The following is a 20,809-nucleotide window of genomic DNA, read 5'->3' as shown; positions in this document are numbered from 1 at the left end:
CGTCTCCGACGGTGGTTCTCTTACTGCTCGATGAAGGCGAGGAGGTCGGGGTTGATGATGTCGGCGTGGTGGTCAGCATGCCGTGCGGGAAGCCCTCGTAGACCTTGAGGGTCGCGTTGCTGAGGAGCTCGGCCTGCTTGATGACCGCGTCCTTGTACGGCACGACCTGGTCGTCATCGCCCTGCATGCAGAGGACCGGCACGGAGATCGCCTTGAGGTCCTCGGTCTGGTCGGTCTCGGAGAACGCCTTGATGCCTTCGTAGTGGGCCACGGCGCTGCCGGTCATGCCCTGACGCCACCAGTTGTCGATCACGGGCTGGGACACGGTGACGCCGTCGCGGTTGAAGCCGTAGAACGGGCCCGAAGCCACGGCTTGGAAGAACTCCGCCCGGTTCGCGGCGAGCGCGCTCCGGAAGCCGTCGAAGACCGAGATGGGTGTCCCTTCGGGGTTGGCGTCGGTCTGCACCATCAGCGGAGGCACGGACGAGACCAGGACCGCCTTCGCCACACGACCCTGCGGCTCGCCGTACTTGGCGACGTACCGCGCAACCTGACCGCCACCCGTCGAGTGCCCGATGTGGACGACGTTGCGCAGGTCGAGGTGCTCGACGACCGCCGACACGTCGCTGGCGTAGTGGTCCATGTCGTGACCGGTGCCGATCTCCGAGGAACGCCCGTGCCCACGGCGGTCGCTCGCCACGACGCGGTACCCCTTCGACAGGAAGAAGAGGACCTGCGCGTCCCAGTCGTCCGACGACAGCGGCCAACCGTGGTGGAACATGATGGGCTGCGCCGTCGGGTCGCCCAGATCCTTGTAGTAGATTTCCGTGCCGTCGTCCGTTGTCACGAATGGCATGACTGACCTCCAAGCTCATGTCGAGCCAAGCCGTGCTCGGAACGACTCTCGCGAATTCCACTTCCACGGAATGTGGGAGCGCGACCACGGTAACGCGGCGAGGCGGCCGTTTCGCTGGTCCGCGGAAAGTCCCGACACCTGTCCAAACCGGTTGGTGCAGACGTCCAGTTCCGAGCGGCCGAGAGTGCTCGTTCTGCACTTCCGGAGCAGTTCGGCGAGCAGAACGGGCACTCTCGGTGGACGGATCGTTCAGCCGCGGTCGGCGAGCCACGTGCTGATCGCCGCGGGGAGCTGCGTGAAGTCCTCGACGGCGGTGTCGGGCTCGATCGGAACGCCGTAGCGCTTGCCAGTACGGTCGGCGTCGACGGCCACGGTCAGATTGACGACCGCACCGTCGTAGAGGCGGACCGGCTGGTTGGCCGTGCTGAAGCCGTAGCTCGGTTGCCCGAACACGTGCACGTCCGACTGCCCGATGAAGGCGATCGCGACCGCCTCGGCGGAGCTGCCGGTCATCCCGTCGATGACCACGGCGATCGGGCCGTCCACCTTCGGCTGCGGCTTCGTCGCCGCGCTCTGTCGGTTACCGTCGGACGACACGGCGCCGCCCGACACCGAGACGACCGTCGACCTGTCGACGGACTCGAAGGTCTCGACGGTGCCGTCGTCGAGCAGGGGTGCCACGGCGGCCAACATCGGCCACACGTTGCCGCCATGGTTGTCCCGCAGATCGACCACCCATGCCGACGTGTGGGGCGCGGCGGCGGTGATCGCGTCGACGGCCGTGTCGATGTATCGCTGGCCGAAGGAGTCGCTCCCGGAGCCGCCACCGATGAGTGTCGGGAGCCGGATGGTCGTCACACCGTCGGTGGACGTGACGGTGGGCGGTTCGTTCTCGGCCTCGGACCCCGACGACGGGCCGAACAGCTCCGCCGCGGCCGCAGGATCGTTGAAGGTGGTGTGCGGACCTCCCAACTCGGTCGCCGCCTCCGCGATCGGTCCGTAGGTGTCGGCGTAGTCGGAGGCGTCCGCGACGGAGGTCATGGCCCGTGCCCGCACCTCGGCGTAGCGTTCCGGTGTGGCCGCGACACCCTGTCGCATGGCGTCGAGCGCGACCTCCGCGTACGTCTGCGGCGACGGCGGGACGAGGTAGATCCCGTACGACCGCAGGAGCGGCGCGGCGACGACGGCGCCGCCGACCACCAAAGCGAGGAATGATGCCGTGACGACGGCAGCGATGAGGCCACGCCGACGCCGACGACGTCGCTGTCCCATGGGGGCCGGTGATGCCAAGGGTGGTCGATTGCGGGTGATGCCGGGCATGCCTCCAGGTTACGAATCGTCGATGCTCGAATCGTCAGCCCGCAGGACGATCCCGCTCGCGGAGTGTCATCCGCGGGCGGGATCGTGGTGCTTCGTCGTGTCGCTCAGCGCCAGTAGCCGTTCGCTGCGCTGACGGTCTGGAAGTTGATCGCGATGACCTGGGAGGCGCCCATCAGGCTGTCGGCGTTCTCCGCATACGCGACCCGTAGGCGTGCACGGACGTCCGCGTCGGGCTGGGTCATCTTGACGCCGGTCCTCGAGAGCTTGATCGCGAGTGCGTAACCCTCCTCGGGTGTCGGGGTCAGCAGGCTCGGGAGCCAGGATTCGGACATGTCGGTGCCTGTCGTTCCCGGTCGAGCTCAGGCGACGCGACGGAGCGGCACGGTCGGGAAGTCGACCGGCACCTCGAGCGCGACGTTGAGGTAGTTCGTGAACAGATTGAGGGCGACCTGACCCACGATCTCGACGATCTGCTCGTCGGTGACACCGTGCGAGCGCAGCGCCTCGACGTCGGAGGCGGGGATCTGACCCCGGAGTTCGACGAGCCGCAGGGCGAACGCGAGGATCGCGGCGGTCTTCGGGTCGTCCGACTGGCCCGTCTGCGCGGCGGACATCGCGTCGCGGCTGACACCTGCCTTGCGACCGAGGGCCGAGTGAGCGGCGAGGCAGTACTCACACGCGTTGCGATTCGCGACGGCGACGGCGATCTGCTCGCCGAGCGCGGCGCCGAGCGAACTGCTCGACCCGAACGCGCCGAAGGCCGACCACATGCTCGTGAGCGCGGCGGGCGAGTTGGCGACGGTCGCGAACATCGCCGGTACGGTTCCGAACGCGGCATGGATCTGGTCGAGCTGCTCCTTCGTGGTGCCGGTCGCGGTCTCGGGGTCGACGAGGGGGATGAGTGACATGAGGGGTTCCTGTCCTGATTGCCCCGGTCTTTCCGGGGATGCCTCCATCCTGTGCGTCAGTACCGGACGATTCGATGCATTTCGCCTGGACTTCAGTGCAGATCGTCTGCGATGCTGTCCGCATGCCACCCGTGGACCGCCTGTCGTCGATGCTCGAGCACTTCAGGATCCGCGCAAGCCTCTTCCACGCCGGTCCGCTGTGCGGCGTGACGACGTTCGCGGCGTCGCCCGGACGAGGCTTCCTCCACGTGCTCCGTGACGGCGAGATGTCGGTGACCCACCAGCAGGCCGACGGTCGGCTGGAGACCGTCATCGTCGATCGTCCGAGTCTGTTGTTCTACCCGAGGCCGCTCGAGCACGCCTTCCACAACGCGCCCACTGAGGACTCCGACTTCGCCTGCGCCACGATCGACGTCGACGGTGGGGCCACGCACCCACTGCTCCTGGCGCTGCCGCCCGTCGTCGTGATCCCGCTCGACGCCGTCACGACGCTCCGGCCCGCCCTCGACCTGCTGTTCTCCGAGGTCGACGCCGGCGCCTGCGGGCAGCGGGTCATCGTCGATCGTCTGTTCGAGGTGGTGCTCATGCAGCTCTTCCGCTGGATGCTCGACCACACGGACGAGGTCGGCCTGCCGGCTGGGCTCCTCACGGGGCTGGCGGATCCGGCTCTGGCACGCGCCCTCGTCGCGATCCACGAGGCTCCGGGTGAGGCGTGGACACTGGCCTCGATGGCCGACGAGGCGCGGCTCTCGCGCAGTACCTTCGCGGCGCGGTTCGCCTCACTGGTGGGCGTGCCGCCCGCCGAGTACCTGACCACGTGGCGGGTGACGCTCGCGCAGGGCATGCTCCGCGCTGGTGAGCCGGTCGGGCTCACCGCCTCGCGCCTCGGCTACGCGAGCGCACCGGCCTTCTCCCGCGCCTTCTCCCAGCGGGTCGGCGCCTCACCGCGGGCGTGGCTCGCTGCGGCCGTCGACGTGCCTGATGGCTCGCGCACCGAGGTGGCATGATGCCGTCCATGAGAAGTCGCCACGTGAGCCGGGTCATCAGCGCCTCGCCGGAAGCCGTCTACGAGTACGCGTCTGACGTCGACAACCTCCCGCGGTGGGCGGCCGGGCTCGCGCAGGCCGAGGTGGTGCGGGAGGGTGACTCGCTGTTCGTCGAGTCGCCGATGGGTCGGGTGGAGGTCCGGTTCGTCGAGCGCAACCATCTCGGGGTGCTAGACCACGATGTGACCCTGCCGTCCGGGACCGTCGTCACCAACCCGGTGCGTGTCCTGGCCCATCCGGAGGGTGCCGAGGTGGTGTTCACCGTGCGCCAGATCGAGCTGGACGACGACGCGTTCGCGCGTGACGTCGCCATGGTCGAGGCGGACCTCGAGCGCCTCGATCACCAGGTCGCCGGGCAGGCCGGCGTTCGATGACGCGGAGCACCGGTGGTGTCGTCGCCGTCGCCCTGGCCGGTGCGCTGGTGTTCGGGCTCGTGGGGTGCGCCTCCGCTCCTCCGTCCCCGTCGATGTCACCGAGTTCCCCGGTCTCGGCCCCACCGTCGGCCCCGCCCACGTCGATGCCCGACCGGTCGGTCGAGTTCCAAGCCCTGGAGGCCGAGTTCGGCGCGCGCGTCGGCGTGAGCGCCCTCGATATGGGGACCGGCGCCCGGTTGTCCTACCGCGCGGACGAGCGTTTCGGGTACGCATCGACGATCAAGGCGCTCGCCGTAGCCGTCTTCCTCCACGAGGTGCGTGGCTCGGCGCGTGACGAGGTCATCACCTGGTCGGCGGAGGATGTCGAGGCGGCCGGCTATTCGCCGGTGACGAGTGAACAGGTCGAGACCGGCCTGCCCCTGTCACAGCTCGCCGAGGCCGCCGTCCGGCGGAGCGACAACACGGCCCTCAACCTCGTCCTCGCGCGGATCGGTGGGCCGGCCGCGCTGGACGCCGCCCTCGTCACGCTCGGCGATGAGGTGACCGAGGTCGTCAACGCGGAGCCGCTGCTGAACGTGATCGAACCGGGCAGCACCGATGACACCACCACCCCTGCCGCGTTCACCGACGACCTGACCCGCCTCGTCGACGGCTCCTACCTGGAGTCCGCCGACCGGGCGACGCTCCTCGCCTGGATGAGCGGCAACGCGACCGGCGACACGCTGATCCGGGCCGCTGCTCCGGCGGGATGGCAGGTGGCCGACAAGTCCGGGGGTGCGGGTGGGATCCGGAACGACATCGCGATCATCGACCGGCCGGGCGGCGACCCGATCGTCCTGACCATCCTCACGAACACACTCGACCCGGACGCCGAGTACGACGACGCGTTGGTCGCGGAGGCGGCGAGGGTCGCGCTCGCCGCATTCGATCGATAGCGGTCGCTCACCGGAGTGTCCGTGGCGATCCCAGCTCTACGCCGCCGACCGCGGCTCCGGCAGGATCTCCGCCCGTCCGAACCACCCCAGCAGGAGCAGCAGGAGCGCGCCGCCCGAGAGGAGCCCGTCCGCCACTCCGGCGGGCAGCATGAAGATCATCAGCACCAGTGTCACGGCGCAGTTCACGAGTGACAGCGCAAAGCCCCACTGCCGATTGCGGAGGACCCCGATAGCTCCGATCGTCCTGAGCGCACCGAAGACACCGCTCATGAACATCATGAGACCGAGGTTGTCGTCGAGGTAGGGGAGCGCGAAGACGTGGATCCCCGTCGGGAGATCGTCTGGCGCAACGCCGAGGATCAGGAGTACCGGCAGCGCCAGGGCGACCAGCCCCTCCATCAGGACACCCTGGAGCAGGAGCAGGATGCCTGCGGCTCGGAGCTGTCGACGTCGCACCACCTGGTCGTGGCCTGAAGCGCGAGTCGGATCGGGCCCGGGCAGCAGTGTCGGTGATGCGGTTCGCTCGGCCATACTGCGACGCTAGCCAGGCGATGGCGGCCGGCACATCGACCATCCGGTGGATCGGTGATCCGTCCTGTGCGGATCACCGACCCGACGCCTACGGGATGAGTCGCTGATCGCGGAGGTCCTGGAAGATCCGGAGGAACATCGCCTCCGTGTCGACGTACTCGTGGAAGCCGGCCCGGCGGGACTTCGAGGTGTCGGCGATGACGTCGTAGTCCCACGCGAAGACGAAGTCGCCGAACGCCCACGACGACACCTCGGCGTAGCTGGTGGGCGCGAGGCCGTGCCGCTCGACCATCGCGTTCCACAGGGCCTCCTTGTCGGCCATCACCTCGGCGAGGCTCATCTCGAGTGGCGGCGCGACGTCGAGGTCGAAGAAGGCGGCGATCTTCGGCCACATCGACGACCACCGGAACAGGTCGCCGTTCGTGATGTTGAACGCCTCGTTGCGGGCATGCTCCGTGGTCGCCGCCCACACGGTGGCCTTCGCGAGGAGGTCGGCGTCGGTCATCTCGATCAGGCTCGCGTACGCGCCGGGCTTTCCGGGGAATCGCAACGGGATGCCCAGTTCCTTGCTCATGGACGCGTAGACGGCGATGACCATCGCCAGGTTCATCGGGTTGCCCAGGCCGATCCCGGCGACGACCGACGGCCGTAAGGCCGACCACGACCAGGTGGCCCCGACCTGGCGGCGCTCGAGGAACTGCTGCTGGTCGACGTTGAACTCCGGCGGCATGTGCGGCGGGTCGGACTCCTTCGCGGGTGTCGCGAAGGGTCCCAGGTGCGCGCCGTAGACCTTGTAGCCCTGCATCAGGCTGATGTGCTCGAGGCCCGGCGCGACGGGTTCGACGGCATCGACGACGTTGGTGAGCATCGCGAGGTTCGGCTCGACGAGCTCGGCCCAGCTGGGGCGGTCCTGGTACGCGGCGTAGAACAGGTGCGTCACCTCCGACAGGCCCTGCAACTGGTGGATGGTCGCGTCGCGGTCGAGCAGGTCCACCGCGAGGTGCCTGACGGATCCCCGGTCGGTACCGCCCCGGCGGGACAACCCGATCACGTCCCAGCCGAGCCCCTCGAGGTGGGTGATCAGGTTCCCGCCGATCACTCCGCGGGCTCCGACCACCAGTGCTGTGTGTTGCGCCATGACATCTCCATCGTTAGATCGCGATTTACCGATCCACAGTGTTGCACAACATCGTGGAATCGCGATATTGCGATATGGTCGACGTATGACGAACGCTGACGAGTTGGACCTGGTGGCGGTCTTCAAGGCGCTCGGCCACCCGACGCGCCTGGCCATCCTGGGGTGGTTGAAGGATCCCGAGTCGTTCCCGCCGCAGGATCAGCCGGCGGCCGAGGTCGGCGTGTGTCTCAAGCACATCCAGGCGAGGGCCGAGGTGTCGCAGTCGACGGCCTCGCAGTTCATGGCCACCCTCCAGCGCGCCGGCCTCGTGACATGCACCCGGATCGGCCAGTGGTCGCACTATCAGCGCGACGAGGCCGCGATCGAAGCGCTCGGTCGGCACGTGACGCTCGCCGTCTAGGGGGGCGTGGCGCGATGGCAAGCGTCGCGCCCGATGGTTGTTTCCTTTAGGGAAACACTATGATAGTTTCTTCAGGCGCAACGACTGGAGGTCGATCATGGATCATGAAGACGCACAGGACCGCTTGAACCAGGCACGAGACGCCTCGCGCCGCTCCGCCCGCCAGGGAGCGCTCACCACCGCCATCCTCACCGCGGTACTCATCATCGCGCTCGGGGTCGTCGTCGACCTCGACATGGTCTGGCTGCTCGGACTCGTCGCCATCGGGTTCGTCGCACTGTCCCTCGCGCGCCCGGTGAAGCTCCGCCTCGACTGGGCGGACCGGACCGGCGTACTGCTGCTCACCGCGAGCGGCGTGGCGGTCGCCGTGGTCTACGTCGTGACCCAGTGGATCGCCCGTTCCGCAGGTGTCTCCGTACCGAACACGGTGTCCGCGCTCGTCGCAGCCGTCGTCGTGTTCGCCGTCTGTCTGCCCGCACTGGTGCGCCTCGCGAACCGCTCCACGCCGCTCGGCGGACGGTCGGGGTCGCGCGATGCCTGACGACGATGCAGTCGAAGACGCCGCGGTCAGCCGTCAGGCGCTGAACCCGCTCTTCCACGAGCCTGCCCGCCTCGCCCTGCTGTCCGCACTGGCGCCCGCCGAGTACACCGACTTCGCCTCGCTCCTGCGCATCACCGGCGTCAGCAAGTCGGCCCTCTCGAAGCACCTCTCGGCGCTCGCCGACGCCGGGGTGATCGAGGTCGGGAAGAGCGACACGGACCGCCGCGGCCGCCGCATCGCACTCACCGCGGAGGGCCGGGTCGCCTTCGACTCCTATCTCGACGCCCTGACCGCGATCGTGCAGAACGCTCGGGGCTGACGGGATGCTGCGCGAACGAACGGTTGACGAGCCTTCGATTTCCGACTGAGGTCGAAGCGGGCCGCGCACGGAGGGCCGTACGGTGAGTCCACGTCACCGCAGCACGAGCCGAGATGAGGTCCACCATGGACGACGTCGAGCAGTACATCAAGCCGGACGTCCCGCCGTCCGGGCCCGGTTGCGTCGAGTGCGAGGCGACCGACAGCTGGTGGCTGCATCTCCGCCGCTGCACGTTCTGCGGGCACATCGGATGCTGCGACGACTCCCTGAACAAGCACGCGACGAAGCACGCGACCACCACCGGTCATCGCGTGATCCGGAGCTACGAGCCGGGTGAGGACTGGTTCTACGACTACGGCACGGAGGAGTCCTTCGTCGGTCCGACCCTCGCGCCTCCGCTCAGTCACCCACGCTCGCAGACGGTCCCCGGGCCGCACGACCGTGTCCCCGCCCAGTGGGAACGACTCCTCGGTTCATGACCGTCGTCGGGGAGGTGGCGATCGCACCACTGCTCGTGTTCGAGCGGTCCTTCGGTCGCGAGGCCTTCGCGATCCGTGACTACCTCACCCGCAGCGGTGTCCCGTTCCAGACGGTGATCGTCGAGACGGACGAGGACTGTCGGACGCAGCTCGGTTCGGGTCTGGCGGAGGCCCGGCTTCCCGTCGTCGCCTTCCCCGACGGCACCCGGCTCGCCGATCCGACGCCCGCGCAGATCGCCGAACACTTCGGCTGGATCAAGCGACCGCAGCGCAGCGAGTACGACGTCCTCGTCTACGGCGCCGGACCGGCCGGGCTTTCGGCAGCGGTCTATGCGGCGTCCGAGGGACTCGATGTCGCCGTGGTCGAACGGGATGCCGTCGGTGGCCAGGCAGGTTCCAGCAGTCTCATCGAGAACTACCTCGGCTTCGCGCACGGCATCTCCGGCGCAGAGCTTGCCGAGCAGGCGCGACGACAGGCGATCGCGTTCGGCGCGGAACTGCTCGTCATGCGTCACAGCCTGAGCCGGAGCTTCGGCGACCACCACATGCAGGCCGAGCTCGCGGACGGCTCGCGACTCTCCGCACGGGCGGTCGTCTGCGCGACGGGGGTGCAGTGGCGTCGCCTCGGCTTGCCGAAGGAGGACGAGCTGGAGGGCTCCGGCGTCTACTACGGCGCCGGCACGAGCGAGGCGTCCTCGTGCGTCGGCGAGCACGTCTACATCGTGGGCGGTGCGAACTCGGCGGGCCAGGCGGCGATGAACCTTGCCGCGCACGCTGAGCGGGTCACCGTCCTCGTCCGCGGGCACTCCCTCTCGTCGACGATGTCGACCTACCTCCTGCGGCGACTGCTCGCGGCTCCCAATGTCGAGATCCTCGTGGACACGACGGTCACCGCGCTCCACGGCGAGGACCGCCTCCGCGGCCTGACCATCGACTCCGCGGGGACGACGACCGACGTGCCTGCGTCGCGCCTGTTCATCTGCATCGGCGGGAGCCCCAACACCGCCTGGGCCCGCGACTCCGCGGTCGCGCTGGACCCGCGCGGCTTCTTGCTCACCGGAGGCGACCTGCTGCCGGAGCACCTGTCGGCGTGGCCACTCCGCCGTCAGCCCCTGCACCTCGAGACGAACCAGCCCGGCGTGTTCGCCGCCGGTGACGTCCGCGCCAACTCCATCAAGCGGGTCGCGTCGGCCGTCGGTGAGGGGGCGATGGCGGTCTCCCTCGTCCATCGCTACCTCGCCGAGACGTTCGGGTAGGCCGAAGCCGACACCGCCCGTTCAGTGGCCGCCGGGCCCGGTCAGGGGCGTCCGGCCGCTCGCCGGGTCATCGCGACACCGGCGACCACCGTCGTCACCAGTACGAGCGAGACGAAGATCAGCAGCACGTCGATCTCCGGTGCGAAGGTGAGGGCGAAGCCGATGGCCAGCACCGGGAGTGCGAGGCCGCAGTAGGCGATCAGGAACACGAGCGACAGCGTCTCGCCCCGGCGGGCGGGATCGGCGAGCGATCCGGCGGTCGCGATCGCCGACTTGAACAGGACGCCGACACCGAGTCCGGCGATCACACCGCCGACGAGGAAGACCCCCCAGCTGCGGCAGGACCGCCCCCGCGGCGACCGCGGCGAGTCCGATGCCACAGCTCACGGTCGCGATCAGGAGTTGGCGCTGCAACGGGAGTCGAGCGAGCAGCACCTGACCGAGCGCGGCGGCTCCGAACACGGAGAACGTCGTCACACCGGCGAGCAGGTGGTCCGGTGCGTCGAAGGTGCCGATGAGGATGGTGGGTGCGAGTGAGGTGAACAGGCCGAGGAGCGCGAAGCCGGCGAAGGCCCCGAACCCCGCGGCGATGAACGCCCCTCGGGACGACGCCGGGACCGCGAGGCGCTGTGGTCGGTAGCGCCTCCGCGGCTCGCTCTGCTCGACGGTCTCGGGCACGGAGACCATGACGATCGCGGCGATGACGAGCGCCACGAGGAACACCGCGTGCGGGAGCACGAGCGGGTTCGGGAGGAACTCGGCGAAGAGTCCTCCGATGAGCGGTCCGAGGGCGAGACCGCCCAGGTTGCTTGCCCCGGCGACCGATGCCGCGACGATCGAGTTCTCGTCCGGCCGGGCGACCGCACGCAGCTCGCCGAGGTGAGCGGTCGCCGTCGCGGTGAGCACGCCGATGCTGACACCGTTGACGATCCGCGCGACGATGAGCCCCTCCACGCTGCTCCAGAGGAGGAACAGCACTGCCGAGAGTGCCGAGATCAGGATCGCGATGAGCAGCATCCGCCGCCGCCCGACCCAGTCGCTGATGTGGCCGACGAAGAAGAGGCTGAACACGACGCCGACGGCGTAGGCGGCGAAGATGACGGTGATCGTCGAGACGGGGAACCCGTCCCTCGCCTGGTACAGCGCGTACAGCGGGGTGGGGACCGTCGAGTAGGCCATCACCAGCAGGAACGTGGTGGCGACGATCCAGAATCCGGCACCGTGGGAGACGCGGGATCGGGTCGAAACAGTGGAGGTCGTCATCGGGTCGCTCGGCTCTCGATCGGTGTCGACGTCAGGGCAGGATCGAGTCGACGTAGCCGCCGTCGACCCGGAGCGCGCCGCCGGTGGTGCCGGACGCGAGCGGCGAGGCGAGGTACACCACGAGGTTCGCGATCTCGATGGGTTCGAGGAGGCGACCGATGAGCGACTGCGGGCGGTGCAGACGCATGAACTCTCGCTGGGCGTCGTCCCACTCGAGCTCGTCGCCGACGAGCTGCCGGACGAAGGTCTCCACGCCCGGCGTGTGGGTGGGGCCGGCGATCACCGAGTTCACGGTGACGCCGGTCCCTGCGGCAGCCTTCGCGAAGCCGCGGCTCACCGCGAGGAGGGCGGTCTTCGACATGCCGTAGTGGATCATCTCCTCGGGGATGACCACGGCGGAGTCGCTGGCGATGTTGACGACACGACCCCAGCCGCGACCGGACATGCCGGGGAGCAGGAGCCGGGTGAGGCGAGCGGCCGACAGCACGTTGACCTCGAACATCGACCGCCACTGCTCGTCGGTGATGTCCAGCGGCGGTACGGCCTCGAAGACACCGAGGTTGTTGACGAGGATGTCGACCTGACCGGCCTCAGCGACGAGCCGTTCGGCCCCCTCCCGGGTGGTCGCGTCTGCGGTGATCCCCCGGACCGACTCGACCGATTCGGTGTCGAGCGAGAGGACGGCGGCCTCAAGGCGATCGGCGTCGCGGCCGTTGACGATGACGTCCGCCCCCGCCTCGACGAGCCGCGCGGCGATGGCGTAACCGATTCCGCTCGTCGAGCCGGTCACCAGCGCGGTGCGATGGGTGAGGTCGAGGGGGATGGTCCCCGCGCGTTCGAGTCGCATGAGCGGATCTCCTTGGGCGTCGTGGAGTGTATGGGCCGGATTCCAGGCGGCGGGCCGGTCCGACCGAGGCTACGCCGGCGCCGGGCCGGAGTCTTCGGACGTTCGTCGGCGGCAGGTGCGACAGAAGTCGAATCCGACGTTGGCCGGGGCGCTCTCGTCGGGCAGGATGTGGGGATGAGCCCGCCCCAGCAGGAGCCAGGACCACAGCCCATCCTCGGAGGACCCGTGCGACGACGCCGCGTGGGGATCTTCCTGTTCGACCAGGTGAAGACGCTCGACTTCGTCGGCCCGGCCGAGGTGTTCACCGAGGCGAACCAGCGGGTCGACGGCTACGACGTCCGGTTCTTCTCCCACGACGGCGAGGACGTCGTCACGTCGATGGGACTCCGGGTCGGCGTGGACGCCGCCGCGGCCGACAGCGGACCGCTCGACCTCGTGATCGTCCCGGGGAGCGAGTCCGCACCACAGGTGTACCGCCCGGAGGAGGTGCAGCGTGCGGTCCGCCACCTCGCGGCCCGAGCCGAGCGGGTGGCATCGATCTGCAGCGGAGCGTTCGCCCTCGCGGTCACGGGTCTCCTCGACGGCAAGTCGGCGACGACCCACTGGAAGTTCACCGGCGCGCTCGCCACCGCCTACCCTTCCATCGACGTCCGTCCCGACTCGATCTTCGTCCGCGACGGCGACACCTACTCCTCGGCCGGAGTCGCCGCCGGGATCGACCTCGCGCTCGCGATCGTGGAGGAGGACCACGGTGCGGATGTCGCACGCTCCATCGCGCAGTTGCTGCTCGTCTACATGCGCAGGTCCGGCGGCCAGTCGCAGTTCTCCGCCTCCGTCCGCGCGAAGCCGGCGCGGACCTCGATCGCGAAGGCCGTCGCGGACTACATCCATGGCGATCCGACCCGGGCGGGATCGTTGGCCGACATCGCCGCACACGCGAACGTCGGTGTCCGCCATCTCAACCGGGTCATCCGGGACGAGCTGGGCATGACGCCCATCCAGTACGTCGGCTCGCTCCGACTCGACGTCGCGCTCGGCATGCTGGAGGCCGGGGACACGGTGGGGCAGGTCGCCGCTGCCGCCGGGTACGCCAGCCCGATCGCCTTCCGCCGCGCGTTCGCGGCACGGTACAACACGACGCCCTCCGAGTACCAGCGACGGTTCCGCACGACGGGCGTCGGTGTGGTCGAGGCGTCCCTGCAGACCCGGTCGCCCCTGGCCGACCCGATCGACGGAGCCGTGTCGGCGCGCTAACGGATCGCGACGGCAGCCTCTGGCGTCACGACGCGGAAGCTGAAACTCTCCTCCAGGTACAGGCTCACCGACTCGGCCGAGTGCGCCGCATAGCCGAGGGCGATGTCCTGACCGGATTCGAACAGGAAGTCGCCGCCACGTCGGCTGAGGACGACGGCTCCCTCGATGCCGGGCGTCCAGACGATCTCCCCGCCGAGGATCGCCTCGATGTGCGAGGACAGCCGCGCACCACCGCTGTCGTTGCCGCCCGTGACCGACACCCAGCCCGGAGCGTCGACGGCCAGGGCGTAGGGGCCGCCGACCCCGGCCCGCGCGAGCGTCTCGACCGCCGTGGCGACCACCTGTGCGAACCGCGTCGGGTCGTCGTCCCGCGTCAACGGTGGGTGCGGCGAGGCAGCCGTCGCACCCGTGTACCCGGCCGCGGACCAGCCGGACAGGATCGCCGCGTTCTCCACCGTGGACAAGCGGGTGACCGCGTCGTCGAGCGGGGAGAGGTCCACGTCGAGTGCGCCTCTCGCCGCGCTGTCCAGCTCGCTGCGCATGAGCGCGAAGTCGGCACGCACCTCCGTCAGGGGCAGCGACGCACGCTGTCGGGCGATCACCCCGTCCATCGGGGCGTCGACGACCGCGCCGACACGGCCGATGTCGGTGGAGGAGTGCTCCCAACCCAGCGGGCCGGCGAAGTCGACCACCCGTCGGCCGCCGAGGACCGGGGTGAGGCGCGCACGGGCCTCGTCGTCGAGCATCTGCCAGGTCTCATCGGTGATCGGCGCGAGGTGTCGGAAGAGATGGTTGTTCACGGTCACGTCCTTTCGGGAGCGGTTTGGAGCGAGCCGAGACCGAGGGAACCGTCGGCGGGCTCGGGCGGCGAGGCAGGGATGACGGCGCTCGCCGGATCAGCGGGGCCGGACAGGGCCGGATCGTCGTCCATCGCCTCGAGGAACGCGGCGCTCGGAGCGAAGAACACGGAGCCGGTCCGGGCGGTCGAGAAGTCGAGGAGTCGGTCGTGGAGTCCCGGTGGGTCACCGATGAACATGCGCTCGAGCATCCGCTCGATGACCCAGAGCCGTCGGGCGTACCCGATGAAGTAGGTGCCGAACTCGCCGCCGGCCGGGCTCCCGAACGGCATGTTGTCGCGGAGGATGTCGTGCTCGGCACCGTCGACGACGATCGTGGACAGGGTCTTGTGCGACTTCTGGCCGGTCTCCGCATCGTCGAGTTCGACGTTGTCGGCCTTCGTGCGGCCGATGATCGCCTCCTGCTGTTCCGTGGTGAGCGCGCGCCAGCGGTCGAGCGGATGCGTGTACTTCTGCACCACGACGTAGCTGCCACCGGCGAAGGCCGGGTCCTCGTCACCGACGAGCGTGGCGTCGGGAAGGTCCTGCCCGACGGGGTTCGCCGTGCCGTCGACGAAGCCGAGCAGGTCGCGGACGTCGAAGTACCGGAAGCCGACCGTCTCGTCCACGACTTCGACTGCGTCGCCGAGCAGGTCCAGGAGCTGCCGCTCGAACTCGAAGCACAGGTCGCGTCTCGCAGCGCGGATGTGGAGCAGGACGTCGCCGGGCGTGGAGGGCGCGGTGTGCCGGTCGCCGACGACCGCGGGGAAGACATGGAGCTCCCTCGGTGCGGGACTGCGCGTGAGCTCACTCCAGACGCGCGCGCCGATCCCGACGGTGCAGGACAGGGCGGCGTCGAGGTCGCGGAAGGCGACGTTCTTCAGGACATCGGCGACACCCGCCAGGGTGCTGCGGACGGTGTCGATCGCGCCGACCGCGTCGCCCACCGTGAGCACGAGGAAGACGGCGGTCCCGCTGAGCGGCGCGTCCACGGCCTGAGGCTCGATCGGGACGCGTCGTGCTGAACTGGTCACGTCGACCTCTACTCGGTGCCAGCGGTCTGCGGGTGCAGCTGCCGCACCGGGGCGACGGTACGGGTCTCCGAAACGCGTCGGCGTCGGCTGGACGCGGACGACCGCTCCGACGCGGTGGGGACGTCGTTCCAGAGGCGGAGCAGCTTCAGCGACAGGTGCAGCGTGCTCCGCTTCAAGCCGTCGGCCAGCGCGTCGCGCACGACCTCCGGCATGGTGTCGAGCCGGTAGTAGAGCGTCGTGCGGTGGATGTGGAGCCGCTCGCACGCGACGACGACGTTGCACCCGGAGTCGAGGTAGGTCTCCACCGTCTCCCGACGCACGGGATCCGCGTGCCAGAGTTCGTCGGCCGCCGGCGACGCCGAGGTCACGAGCTGCGGCCCGCCACCGATCGCGTGCAGGAGTCGCCATCCGCCGAGATCCTCCGCGCGGGTCGACCCGAGCGCGTCCCCGACCTGACCGACGATCTCGGCAGCGGTGCGGGCCTCGTCGACGACGCCGAGCAGGTCGTCCTCGTCCGCGTGCAGCACGGCCGAACCGATCGCGGAGATGCGGACACCGGCCGGCGCGACGGAGCGGACCCACTCGTCGACGGGTGAGGCGGCGCGTCGTTCGGAGGTCACGAGGACGAAGCCGCCGACGTGCTCGAGGACGAGCGTGTGGTCGCGGCCGTCGTGACGGAGGGCCCGCGCATACTCGTCCCGCTCCATCGTGCTCGTGGTCCCGAGCAGCACCGAGCGCACGACCACCTCACCGTAGGAGTCGAGCCAGCGCCTCGAGCGCGCGGTCCTGAGCGCGTGGCGCCGCCGATCCCGGTGGTCGCTGAGCATGTCGATGAGGACGAACGCCCGGTCGTCCGAGATGGACCAGGAGCCCTCGGCCGGTTCGATCGTGCTGCGTTCGCTGTTCATCGGTGCCTCCGCGCGGTTGAACGAGTGGTGTCCCGCTCAAGCTAGGACGGATGGCCCTGGGCGAGCGTGGCCCGCCGAGAGCCACCCTGCCCGGATCACGGACGCAGCGGCGTGATCCCCTGCGCTTCCCGGGGGAAGGTCGCCAGGGTCGCCTCGTCGATGTTCAGGTGTGCGGCGACGAGCGACGGCGGCACGTGCGCCAGCCAGTTCGCGAGGGAGACCTCCTCGTAGCGGTCCGTGCGGAACACCTCGAGGAACTGCAGCACGTCGTCACCGGTGTTCTCCACGTAGTGTCCGAGGTTCTTCTTCACGACGCCGATGTCGCCGGGGCGGAAGTCGGTCGTGTTCGCGTGGGGTCCGGTGTTGAACACGGTCATCCTGGCGGATCCGCGCAGGTAGTACTGCCACTCGTCGGCGTTGGGATGCCAGTGCAGCTCGCGCATCGACCCGGGTTCCACCGTCACGAGCGCTGCGGCGACCGACTGCGACAGCGGGAAGTTGGTGCTGTCCGCGATCTGGATGCTCCCGCCGCTGTTCCGGTGGAGTGGCTTGGACCGCGACAGTCGGAAGATGATCGGTTCCGACGCTCCCCACTCGACTCCGGCGTCCTCCTGGTCCTTGGCGAGCGGGCCGGGCTCGTCGCCGGGAAAGATCCAGAGGTTGTGGAGCGGGATGTCCGCGAAGGTCTCCTGGGCCACCCCGAAGTTCTTCGCCAGCACGTCCGGCGGCGTGTGGGCGAACCAGTCCGTGAGCAGCAGGGTGTTGGACTCCGACTGGTCGCCGTCGTCGAAGGCGAGCACGAACTCGGCGCCGTCGGGACCCAGCCCCTGCAGGGAGTGCGGCGTCCCGGCGGGGAAGAACCACAGATCGCCTTCCTCCACGTCCTCGACGCTGGGCATCCCGGATCGGCTGAGGGTGGTGACCCGGCACCTGCCACGGGTCATGACGGCCCACTCGGCCGTCTGGTGCCAGTGGAGCTCGCGGATGCCGCCTGACTCGAGGTACATGTTCACGCCGGCGATCTCGTCGGAGATCGCGAAGTCCTGCTTCGTCACCTCGCGCGCCCACCCGCCGTCCTGCACACGGCGGGGCGAGATGTTGAAGGACGACCAGAAGAACGCCTGCGTACTGATGTCGGTTCCTGGAGCGTCGATCTGGTTCGGGAACTGGCTTGCGACTGCCGGGTTCTGCGGGCCGGTCATCTGCGTGCTCTGCGGGTGGCGGAGCGTGTTCACCTCGCCCTCCGCCGGAAGATCCGGATTGCCCGGACTCGGGGTCTCGTGGTGCGGGACGGTGTCGTCCGTCGAATCCATGGTGTCCTCCTCGCTCCGCCGCCCTGCGGCCTGGATCGTCTCCAGCCCAGCAGGGACGGCACGACAACCCTTCCGACGGATGACGAGATCGTGCCCGTCGGCGGTCGGATCGTAGCGGCCCGCTCGTCAGGTCCGGTCGGGGGACTGCCCGGCGAGGACCGCGAGCAGCCGTGCCGAAGCCTCGTCGCACGCTCGCCAGACCACGAGACTCATGCCGAAGTGCTCGGGGACCTCCAACTGGAGGTAGCGCAGCTCGAGGCGCCCGAGATCCGGACGGTCGAAGGTGAACGACTCGGCCGCATCGGGTCGGAGGCCCGGCTCCAGCCCGGCCCAGGCCTCGGCGAAGCGGCTGTTCCCGGAGCGGAGTTCGTCCACGAGGCCCTCGAAGACCGCGTCCCACTCGTGGGTGCCGAGCGACTTCCGGAGTTCGCCCACCACATGCTCGGTGACGAGGCCGGGGTCGGGACTCGCCCGGAGGACCTCCGGGCGGAGGAAGGTCGAGCGCAGCAGGTTGGCTCCTGGACGGAAGGCCTGCGACAACGCCTGGGCGAGGGGGTTGGCGTGCAGCACCGTGAAGTGGCGGTCATGGACGAACGCGGGGACGGTCGACCAGGAGTCGACGAGATCGACCAGGTCCTGAGGGAGCCGATCGGCGGGTCCGCGCTCAACCATGCGACCACGATAGTGACGTCGGGCGGCGACCGGGTGGGACGCGCAGGGTCAGGCTCAGCGAACGACCGATCGTCGGTCGACATGTCCAGAAACGACCCATGATCGGCCGCGGAAGGATGCATACGGACGAGCTTGCTAGGGGAGGATTGGCGTCGATCCCACTCGCTCTCCGGAGGACGCGGCGATGTCACCAACTCGGCTGTCGAATGCTCTCGGCGAGTTCCTCCGCGCGCGCCGGGAGTTCGTGCGGCCAGAGCAGGTCGGCATCGGCGCCGACACGTCCCGACGGGTGCCGGGCCTGCGCCGCGAGGAGGTCGCGCACCTTGCGAGCATCAGCCCCGAGTACTACCTGCGGATCGAGCAGGGTCGTGTGCGGCGGCCGTCGGAGCAGGTCCTCCTCGGGCTCGCCCGTGCCCTGCTGCTGGACGACAGTGGACGCCGATACCTGCTCCGGTTGGCGAGCCCGAGGCCGTTCATGCGCGCGGTCGACGACCGGTCGACGCGACTCGACGACCGGGTCGCCCGGCTCCTCGCGCACTGGTCCGGCACGCCCGCCTACGTCAGCGACGACAATCAGTACGTCGTCGCCGCGAACGCGCTCGCGCGGGCATGGGTGCCGCCGGGCATGCTCGACCCCGGGGTCAACCTACTCGTCTCGGCCTTCGAGCAGTACGCCGACTTCCGAGGCACCACGTCGCCCGACGCACCGGAGTACGAGCGCATGCACCGGGAGTGGGAAGGGACCCTCCGCGACCTCACCGCCCCGCTCCGCTACTACGGCCGACCGGACGATCCGCGCCTCCAGGAGATCGTCGGGATGCTTTCGGCACGGCACCCGGTGTTCCGGACGATCTGGGCGGAACACCTCGTCAAACCGCAGATGTCCCGGCGGACGCGCACGTTCATCGAGCCGCTCGGCTGGGTCGACTTCCGGGCGCAGACCTTCGAGGTCCCGCACACGGACCAGTTCCTCACGGTGTTCTTCGACGAGCCAGGCTCAGCTGCGGCGGCGGCGATCGCCTACCTCGCGGCTCGGGACGAGCTTCAGCGGGAGGGCACCGGATCGCTTGAGGTGGAGGGCTCGTCCGGCGAGACCGCCTCGGACAGCCGCTTCAGCCGCGCCCGGGACGATGCTCCCGACGGGACGAAGACCAACAGCAGGTCGCCCTCGGGCCCGGGCGCGTTCAAGACGTTGTAGACCATCCGGACCTCCCCGGCCGGCGTGGGGAAGACGATGGGGCCCGACGTCCCGGAGTGGCCGTCGCCCGAGGCCCAGGTCTGGGCGAAGTCGCGCGACTTCGCGGAGAGTTCGCCGATGATCCGAGCCGCCGGGCGATCCGTATCGTGCTCCTCGACCGACCGCTTGAGGAGCTCCGCGGTGGTCTCGGACATCCGGGTCCACAGCGGATCGCCGACGACCCGGTCGGGGGAGAGGAACGCGAAGCGCGCCAGGTTGACGCCGGTGTGGAACGCCGGCGTCAAGCGTGCCGCCGCCGGATTCGCCTCGAGGACATCCAGCGTGCGGTCGCAGAGGACCACGGGTACCTCTCGCCACGAGTCGATGAAGTCCCTGATCCGGTCCCGGCGCTCACGCACGCCCTCGTTCGCGATCATGCGTCCACGGTAGGCGCTGCGACCGCCGTCGGCTACCCCTCCGGTGCCCGCCGGCCCACCTCGGTCAGCGTGCGCCGGTCATCGCTCCGGTTGGCGGTCAGTCGGCCCGGGCGGCGAGGTAGGCGAGCACCGCGGCCCCTGGGGAGCCGCGCTCTGCGAAGACCGTCGTCAACTGATGACCGGGCCAGTCGGGGACGAGGAGGTGCTGATACTGCAGCTCGACGGTTCCGAACTCGTCGATCGAGGCCCGAAGTGGACCGCCGGCGAGGGGACGGGCGTCATGGCGAGCCCAGAGGCGGGCGAACAGCGGACTGCGAGCGGTGAGCTCCTCGACGATTGTCTGTAATCGAGGGCTGCTCGGATCGCTGCTGTAGCGGAGTGCTGCGACCACGGCCGGGGCGCTCACCTCCCACTCCGGGGCGATGGAACGCACCCGATCGTCGAAGTACCCGAGCACGTCGTTCTGCCCGACGTCGAGGAGGCCACCGCCGATGCGTCGCGCGAGCGCGTTCGATGCGACGATGTCCCGGTTGCCGTCGGTGATGTACGCCCCGGTGTCCGACCAGTGGTCGAGGAGTGTCGTGTCCGGGACGGATCGTCCGGCCGGTGCGGGCGTGCCGGCGTCCAACGGTCGGCGCTCGGCCGGGAAGAGGTCGACGTCATAGGCGAGCCGGAAGAGGTAGTCCACGGCGTGCTCGTCGAGTCGAAGGGCCCGACCGATGCCCGCCAGCACCTCTTCCGACGGGCGCTGATCCCGCCCCTGCTCGAGGCGGAGGTAGTAGTCGGCGCTGACGTCCGCGAGGGCTGCCACCTCGGTGCGTCGGAGTCCGGCGACCCACCGCCCGTCCTCCGGGACGAACCCCGCGTCCTCCGGTCGGACCAGTCCTCGACGAGCCCTGAGGTAGTCGCCCAGCGCGGCCGCCCGCGTGATGCCGGTCTCCGATGCTCCCTGCGTCATGGCCCGG

General features: G+C 69.5%; 23 protein-coding genes and 2 pseudogenes. 10 read left to right on the top strand and 15 right to left on the bottom strand.

The window, feature by feature from the left end; translation table 11 throughout:
* Positions 1-20: 20 nt before the first annotated feature.
* The 4 genes and pseudogenes from IFU30_RS00230 to IFU30_RS00215 all read right to left on the bottom strand — a co-directional run bounded on the left by IFU30_RS00230 (position 21) and on the right by IFU30_RS00215 (position 3,084).
* Positions 21-856: pseudogene (locus IFU30_RS00230) on the bottom strand (alpha/beta fold hydrolase).
* A gap of 249 nt (positions 857-1,105) precedes the next feature.
* Entirely contained in the window at positions 1,106-2,176 is a 1,071-nt protein-coding gene (locus IFU30_RS00225) for a S41 family peptidase (protein ID WP_192003917.1), read from the bottom strand.
* Between the two features lie 104 nt (positions 2,177-2,280).
* Positions 2,281-2,508 (bottom strand): hexameric tyrosine-coordinated heme protein, encoded by a 228-nt coding sequence (locus tag IFU30_RS00220; RefSeq protein WP_192003916.1) that lies wholly within the window; start codon positions 2,506-2,508, stop codon positions 2,281-2,283.
* 27 nt (positions 2,509-2,535) lie between these two features.
* Positions 2,536-3,084 carry a carboxymuconolactone decarboxylase family protein gene (locus IFU30_RS00215; RefSeq protein WP_192003915.1) on the bottom strand — a complete coding sequence of 183 codons (549 nt, stop codon included), beginning with the start codon at positions 3,082-3,084 and terminating at the stop codon, positions 2,536-2,538.
* Positions 3,085-3,206: 122 nt separating this feature from the next.
* Here IFU30_RS00215 and IFU30_RS00210 point away from each other — a divergent pair, with 122 nt between their 5' ends.
* The 3 genes from IFU30_RS00210 to bla are packed head-to-tail and all read left to right on the top strand — an operon-like array spanning position 3,207 to position 5,439.
* Positions 3,207-4,091, top strand: coding sequence for an AraC family transcriptional regulator (locus IFU30_RS00210; RefSeq protein WP_192003914.1), 885 nt, complete (start codon positions 3,207-3,209; stop codon positions 4,089-4,091).
* Positions 4,092-4,099: 8 nt separating this feature from the next.
* On the top strand, positions 4,100-4,504 hold the full coding sequence (locus tag IFU30_RS00205; RefSeq protein WP_192003913.1) for an SRPBCC family protein: 405 nt from the start codon (positions 4,100-4,102) through the stop codon (positions 4,502-4,504).
* A complete protein-coding gene (bla, locus tag IFU30_RS00200; RefSeq protein WP_192003912.1) occupies positions 4,501-5,439 on the top strand; it encodes a class A beta-lactamase in 939 nt (312 codons plus the stop codon). Before IFU30_RS00205 ends, bla begins: the two co-directional genes overlap by 4 nt.
* A 36-nt stretch (positions 5,440-5,475) precedes the next feature.
* Here the strand turns inward: bla and IFU30_RS00195 are convergent, their stop codons facing one another.
* Both IFU30_RS00195 and IFU30_RS00190 read right to left on the bottom strand, forming a co-directional pair.
* Positions 5,476-5,970, bottom strand: coding sequence for a hypothetical protein (locus IFU30_RS00195; protein WP_192003911.1), 495 nt, complete (start codon positions 5,968-5,970; stop codon positions 5,476-5,478).
* Between the two features lie 88 nt (positions 5,971-6,058).
* On the bottom strand, positions 6,059-7,108 hold the full coding sequence (locus IFU30_RS00190) for an SDR family oxidoreductase (RefSeq protein WP_192003910.1): 1,050 nt from the start codon (positions 7,106-7,108) through the stop codon (positions 6,059-6,061).
* An 85-nt stretch (positions 7,109-7,193) separates the two neighbouring features.
* Here IFU30_RS00190 and IFU30_RS00185 point away from each other — a divergent pair, with 85 nt between their 5' ends.
* From IFU30_RS00185 to IFU30_RS00165, 5 genes are all read left to right on the top strand, one after another.
* Positions 7,194-7,508: an ArsR/SmtB family transcription factor gene (locus tag IFU30_RS00185; protein WP_124767719.1), complete on the top strand. Its 315-nt coding sequence runs from the start codon at positions 7,194-7,196 to the stop codon at positions 7,506-7,508.
* A 97-nt stretch (positions 7,509-7,605) separates the two neighbouring features.
* A complete protein-coding gene (locus IFU30_RS00180; protein ID WP_192003909.1) occupies positions 7,606-8,049 on the top strand; it encodes a hypothetical protein in 444 nt (147 codons plus the stop codon).
* Positions 8,042-8,368, top strand: a complete 327-nt coding sequence (locus IFU30_RS00175; protein ID WP_192003908.1) for a transcriptional regulator — start codon at positions 8,042-8,044, stop codon at positions 8,366-8,368. Before IFU30_RS00180 ends, IFU30_RS00175 begins: the two co-directional genes overlap by 8 nt.
* Before the next feature lie 113 nt (positions 8,369-8,481).
* On the top strand, positions 8,482-8,847 hold the full coding sequence (locus tag IFU30_RS00170) for a UBP-type zinc finger domain-containing protein (RefSeq protein WP_249404615.1): 366 nt from the start codon (positions 8,482-8,484) through the stop codon (positions 8,845-8,847).
* Positions 8,844-10,103, top strand: a complete 1,260-nt coding sequence (locus IFU30_RS00165) for an FAD-dependent oxidoreductase (protein ID WP_192003907.1) — start codon at positions 8,844-8,846, stop codon at positions 10,101-10,103. The genes IFU30_RS00170 and IFU30_RS00165 overlap by 4 nt, the downstream gene beginning before the upstream one ends.
* A 21-nt stretch (positions 10,104-10,124) precedes the next feature.
* Here IFU30_RS00165 and IFU30_RS00160 read toward each other — a convergent pair whose 3' ends face one another.
* Positions 10,125-11,366, bottom strand: a complete 1,242-nt coding sequence (locus tag IFU30_RS00160) for an MFS transporter (RefSeq protein ID WP_249404614.1) — start codon at positions 11,364-11,366, stop codon at positions 10,125-10,127.
* Positions 11,367-11,397: 31 nt separating this feature from the next.
* The gene (locus tag IFU30_RS00155) at positions 11,398-12,213 is read right to left on the bottom strand and encodes an SDR family NAD(P)-dependent oxidoreductase (protein WP_197977342.1); all 816 of its coding nucleotides are present in this window, start codon (positions 12,211-12,213) and stop codon (positions 11,398-11,400) included.
* Between the two features lie 174 nt (positions 12,214-12,387).
* Here IFU30_RS00155 and IFU30_RS00150 point away from each other — a divergent pair, with 174 nt between their 5' ends.
* A complete protein-coding gene (locus tag IFU30_RS00150; protein WP_192003906.1) occupies positions 12,388-13,467 on the top strand; it encodes a GlxA family transcriptional regulator in 1,080 nt (359 codons plus the stop codon).
* On the opposite strand, the gene IFU30_RS00145 is transcribed toward IFU30_RS00150, so the two are convergent.
* From IFU30_RS00145 to IFU30_RS00125, 5 genes are all read right to left on the bottom strand, one after another.
* The gene (locus IFU30_RS00145; RefSeq protein ID WP_192003905.1) at positions 13,464-14,267 is read right to left on the bottom strand and encodes a family 1 encapsulin nanocompartment shell protein; all 804 of its coding nucleotides are present in this window, start codon (positions 14,265-14,267) and stop codon (positions 13,464-13,466) included. The two genes, IFU30_RS00150 and IFU30_RS00145, sit on opposite strands and share 4 nt — an antisense overlap.
* A gap of 2 nt (positions 14,268-14,269) precedes the next feature.
* A complete protein-coding gene (locus tag IFU30_RS00140) occupies positions 14,270-15,337 on the bottom strand; it encodes a Dyp-type peroxidase (protein ID WP_342450773.1) in 1,068 nt (355 codons plus the stop codon).
* A gap of 8 nt (positions 15,338-15,345) precedes the next feature.
* Positions 15,346-16,245, bottom strand: a complete 900-nt coding sequence (locus IFU30_RS20150) for a helix-turn-helix domain-containing protein (protein ID WP_192003904.1) — start codon at positions 16,243-16,245, stop codon at positions 15,346-15,348.
* Positions 16,246-16,340: 95 nt separating this feature from the next.
* The gene (locus IFU30_RS00130) at positions 16,341-17,558 is read right to left on the bottom strand and encodes a cupin domain-containing protein (protein ID WP_192003903.1); all 1,218 of its coding nucleotides are present in this window, start codon (positions 17,556-17,558) and stop codon (positions 16,341-16,343) included.
* Between the two features lie 126 nt (positions 17,559-17,684).
* Complete coding sequence (locus IFU30_RS00125) at positions 17,685-18,230, bottom strand: MmyB family transcriptional regulator (RefSeq protein WP_192003902.1); 546 nt, start codon at positions 18,228-18,230, stop codon at positions 17,685-17,687.
* A 184-nt stretch (positions 18,231-18,414) separates the two neighbouring features.
* Between IFU30_RS00125 and IFU30_RS00120 the strand changes: the two are divergent.
* Positions 18,415-19,236 (top strand): annotated as a pseudogene (locus tag IFU30_RS00120) (helix-turn-helix transcriptional regulator); the annotation flags it as partial.
* Positions 19,237-19,274: 38 nt separating this feature from the next.
* On the opposite strand, the gene IFU30_RS20145 reads toward IFU30_RS00120, so the two are convergent.
* Positions 19,275-19,844 (bottom strand): MmyB family transcriptional regulator, encoded by a 570-nt coding sequence (locus tag IFU30_RS20145; protein ID WP_159876324.1) that lies wholly within the window; start codon positions 19,842-19,844, stop codon positions 19,275-19,277.
* Positions 19,845-19,941: 97 nt separating this feature from the next.
* Positions 19,942-20,802, bottom strand: a complete 861-nt coding sequence (locus IFU30_RS00115; RefSeq protein WP_192003900.1) for a helix-turn-helix transcriptional regulator — start codon at positions 20,800-20,802, stop codon at positions 19,942-19,944.
* Positions 20,803-20,809 lie beyond the last annotated feature (7 nt).

It is taken from the genome of Plantibacter sp. CFBP 8798 (genome assembly GCF_014841195.1).
Taxonomy (GTDB): domain Bacteria; phylum Actinomycetota; class Actinomycetes; order Actinomycetales; family Microbacteriaceae; genus Plantibacter; species Plantibacter auratus.
Note: the sequence above shows the minus strand (reverse complement) of the source record. Positions and strands in the feature narration are given on the sequence as shown.

Bases quoted from the DNA above. Each gene is read 5' to 3' on its own strand.
- IFU30_RS00225 (WP_192003917.1), bottom strand. From the start codon at position 2,176: ATGCCCGGCATCACCCGCAATCGACCACCCTTGGCATCACCGGCCCCC.
- IFU30_RS00220 (WP_192003916.1), bottom strand. From the start codon at position 2,508: ATGTCCGAATCCTGGCTCCCGAGCCTGCTGACCCCGACACCCGAGGAG.
- IFU30_RS00215 (WP_192003915.1), bottom strand. From the start codon at position 3,084: ATGTCACTCATCCCCCTCGTCGACCCCGAGACCGCGACCGGCACCACG.
- IFU30_RS00210 (WP_192003914.1), top strand. From the start codon at position 3,207: ATGCCACCCGTGGACCGCCTGTCGTCGATGCTCGAGCACTTCAGGATC.
- IFU30_RS00205 (WP_192003913.1), top strand. From the start codon at position 4,100: ATGAGAAGTCGCCACGTGAGCCGGGTCATCAGCGCCTCGCCGGAAGCC.
- bla (WP_192003912.1), top strand. From the start codon at position 4,501: ATGACGCGGAGCACCGGTGGTGTCGTCGCCGTCGCCCTGGCCGGTGCG.
- IFU30_RS00195 (WP_192003911.1), bottom strand. From the start codon at position 5,970: ATGGCCGAGCGAACCGCATCACCGACACTGCTGCCCGGGCCCGATCCG.
- IFU30_RS00190 (WP_192003910.1), bottom strand. From the start codon at position 7,108: ATGGCGCAACACACAGCACTGGTGGTCGGAGCCCGCGGAGTGATCGGC.
- IFU30_RS00185 (WP_124767719.1), top strand. From the start codon at position 7,194: ATGACGAACGCTGACGAGTTGGACCTGGTGGCGGTCTTCAAGGCGCTC.
- IFU30_RS00180 (WP_192003909.1), top strand. From the start codon at position 7,606: ATGGATCATGAAGACGCACAGGACCGCTTGAACCAGGCACGAGACGCC.
- IFU30_RS00175 (WP_192003908.1), top strand. From the start codon at position 8,042: ATGCCTGACGACGATGCAGTCGAAGACGCCGCGGTCAGCCGTCAGGCG.
- IFU30_RS00170 (WP_249404615.1), top strand. From the start codon at position 8,482: ATGAGGTCCACCATGGACGACGTCGAGCAGTACATCAAGCCGGACGTC.
- IFU30_RS00165 (WP_192003907.1), top strand. From the start codon at position 8,844: ATGACCGTCGTCGGGGAGGTGGCGATCGCACCACTGCTCGTGTTCGAG.
- IFU30_RS00160 (WP_249404614.1), bottom strand. From the start codon at position 11,366: ATGACGACCTCCACTGTTTCGACCCGATCCCGCGTCTCCCACGGTGCC.
- IFU30_RS00155 (WP_197977342.1), bottom strand. From the start codon at position 12,213: ATGCGACTCGAACGCGCGGGGACCATCCCCCTCGACCTCACCCATCGC.
- IFU30_RS00150 (WP_192003906.1), top strand. From the start codon at position 12,388: ATGAGCCCGCCCCAGCAGGAGCCAGGACCACAGCCCATCCTCGGAGGA.
- IFU30_RS20150 (WP_192003904.1), bottom strand. From the start codon at position 16,245: ATGAACAGCGAACGCAGCACGATCGAACCGGCCGAGGGCTCCTGGTCC.
- IFU30_RS00130 (WP_192003903.1), bottom strand. From the start codon at position 17,558: ATGGATTCGACGGACGACACCGTCCCGCACCACGAGACCCCGAGTCCG.
- IFU30_RS00125 (WP_192003902.1), bottom strand. From the start codon at position 18,230: ATGGTTGAGCGCGGACCCGCCGATCGGCTCCCTCAGGACCTGGTCGAT.
- IFU30_RS20145 (WP_159876324.1), bottom strand. From the start codon at position 19,844: ATGATCGCGAACGAGGGCGTGCGTGAGCGCCGGGACCGGATCAGGGAC.
- IFU30_RS00115 (WP_192003900.1), bottom strand. From the start codon at position 20,802: ATGACGCAGGGAGCATCGGAGACCGGCATCACGCGGGCGGCCGCGCTG.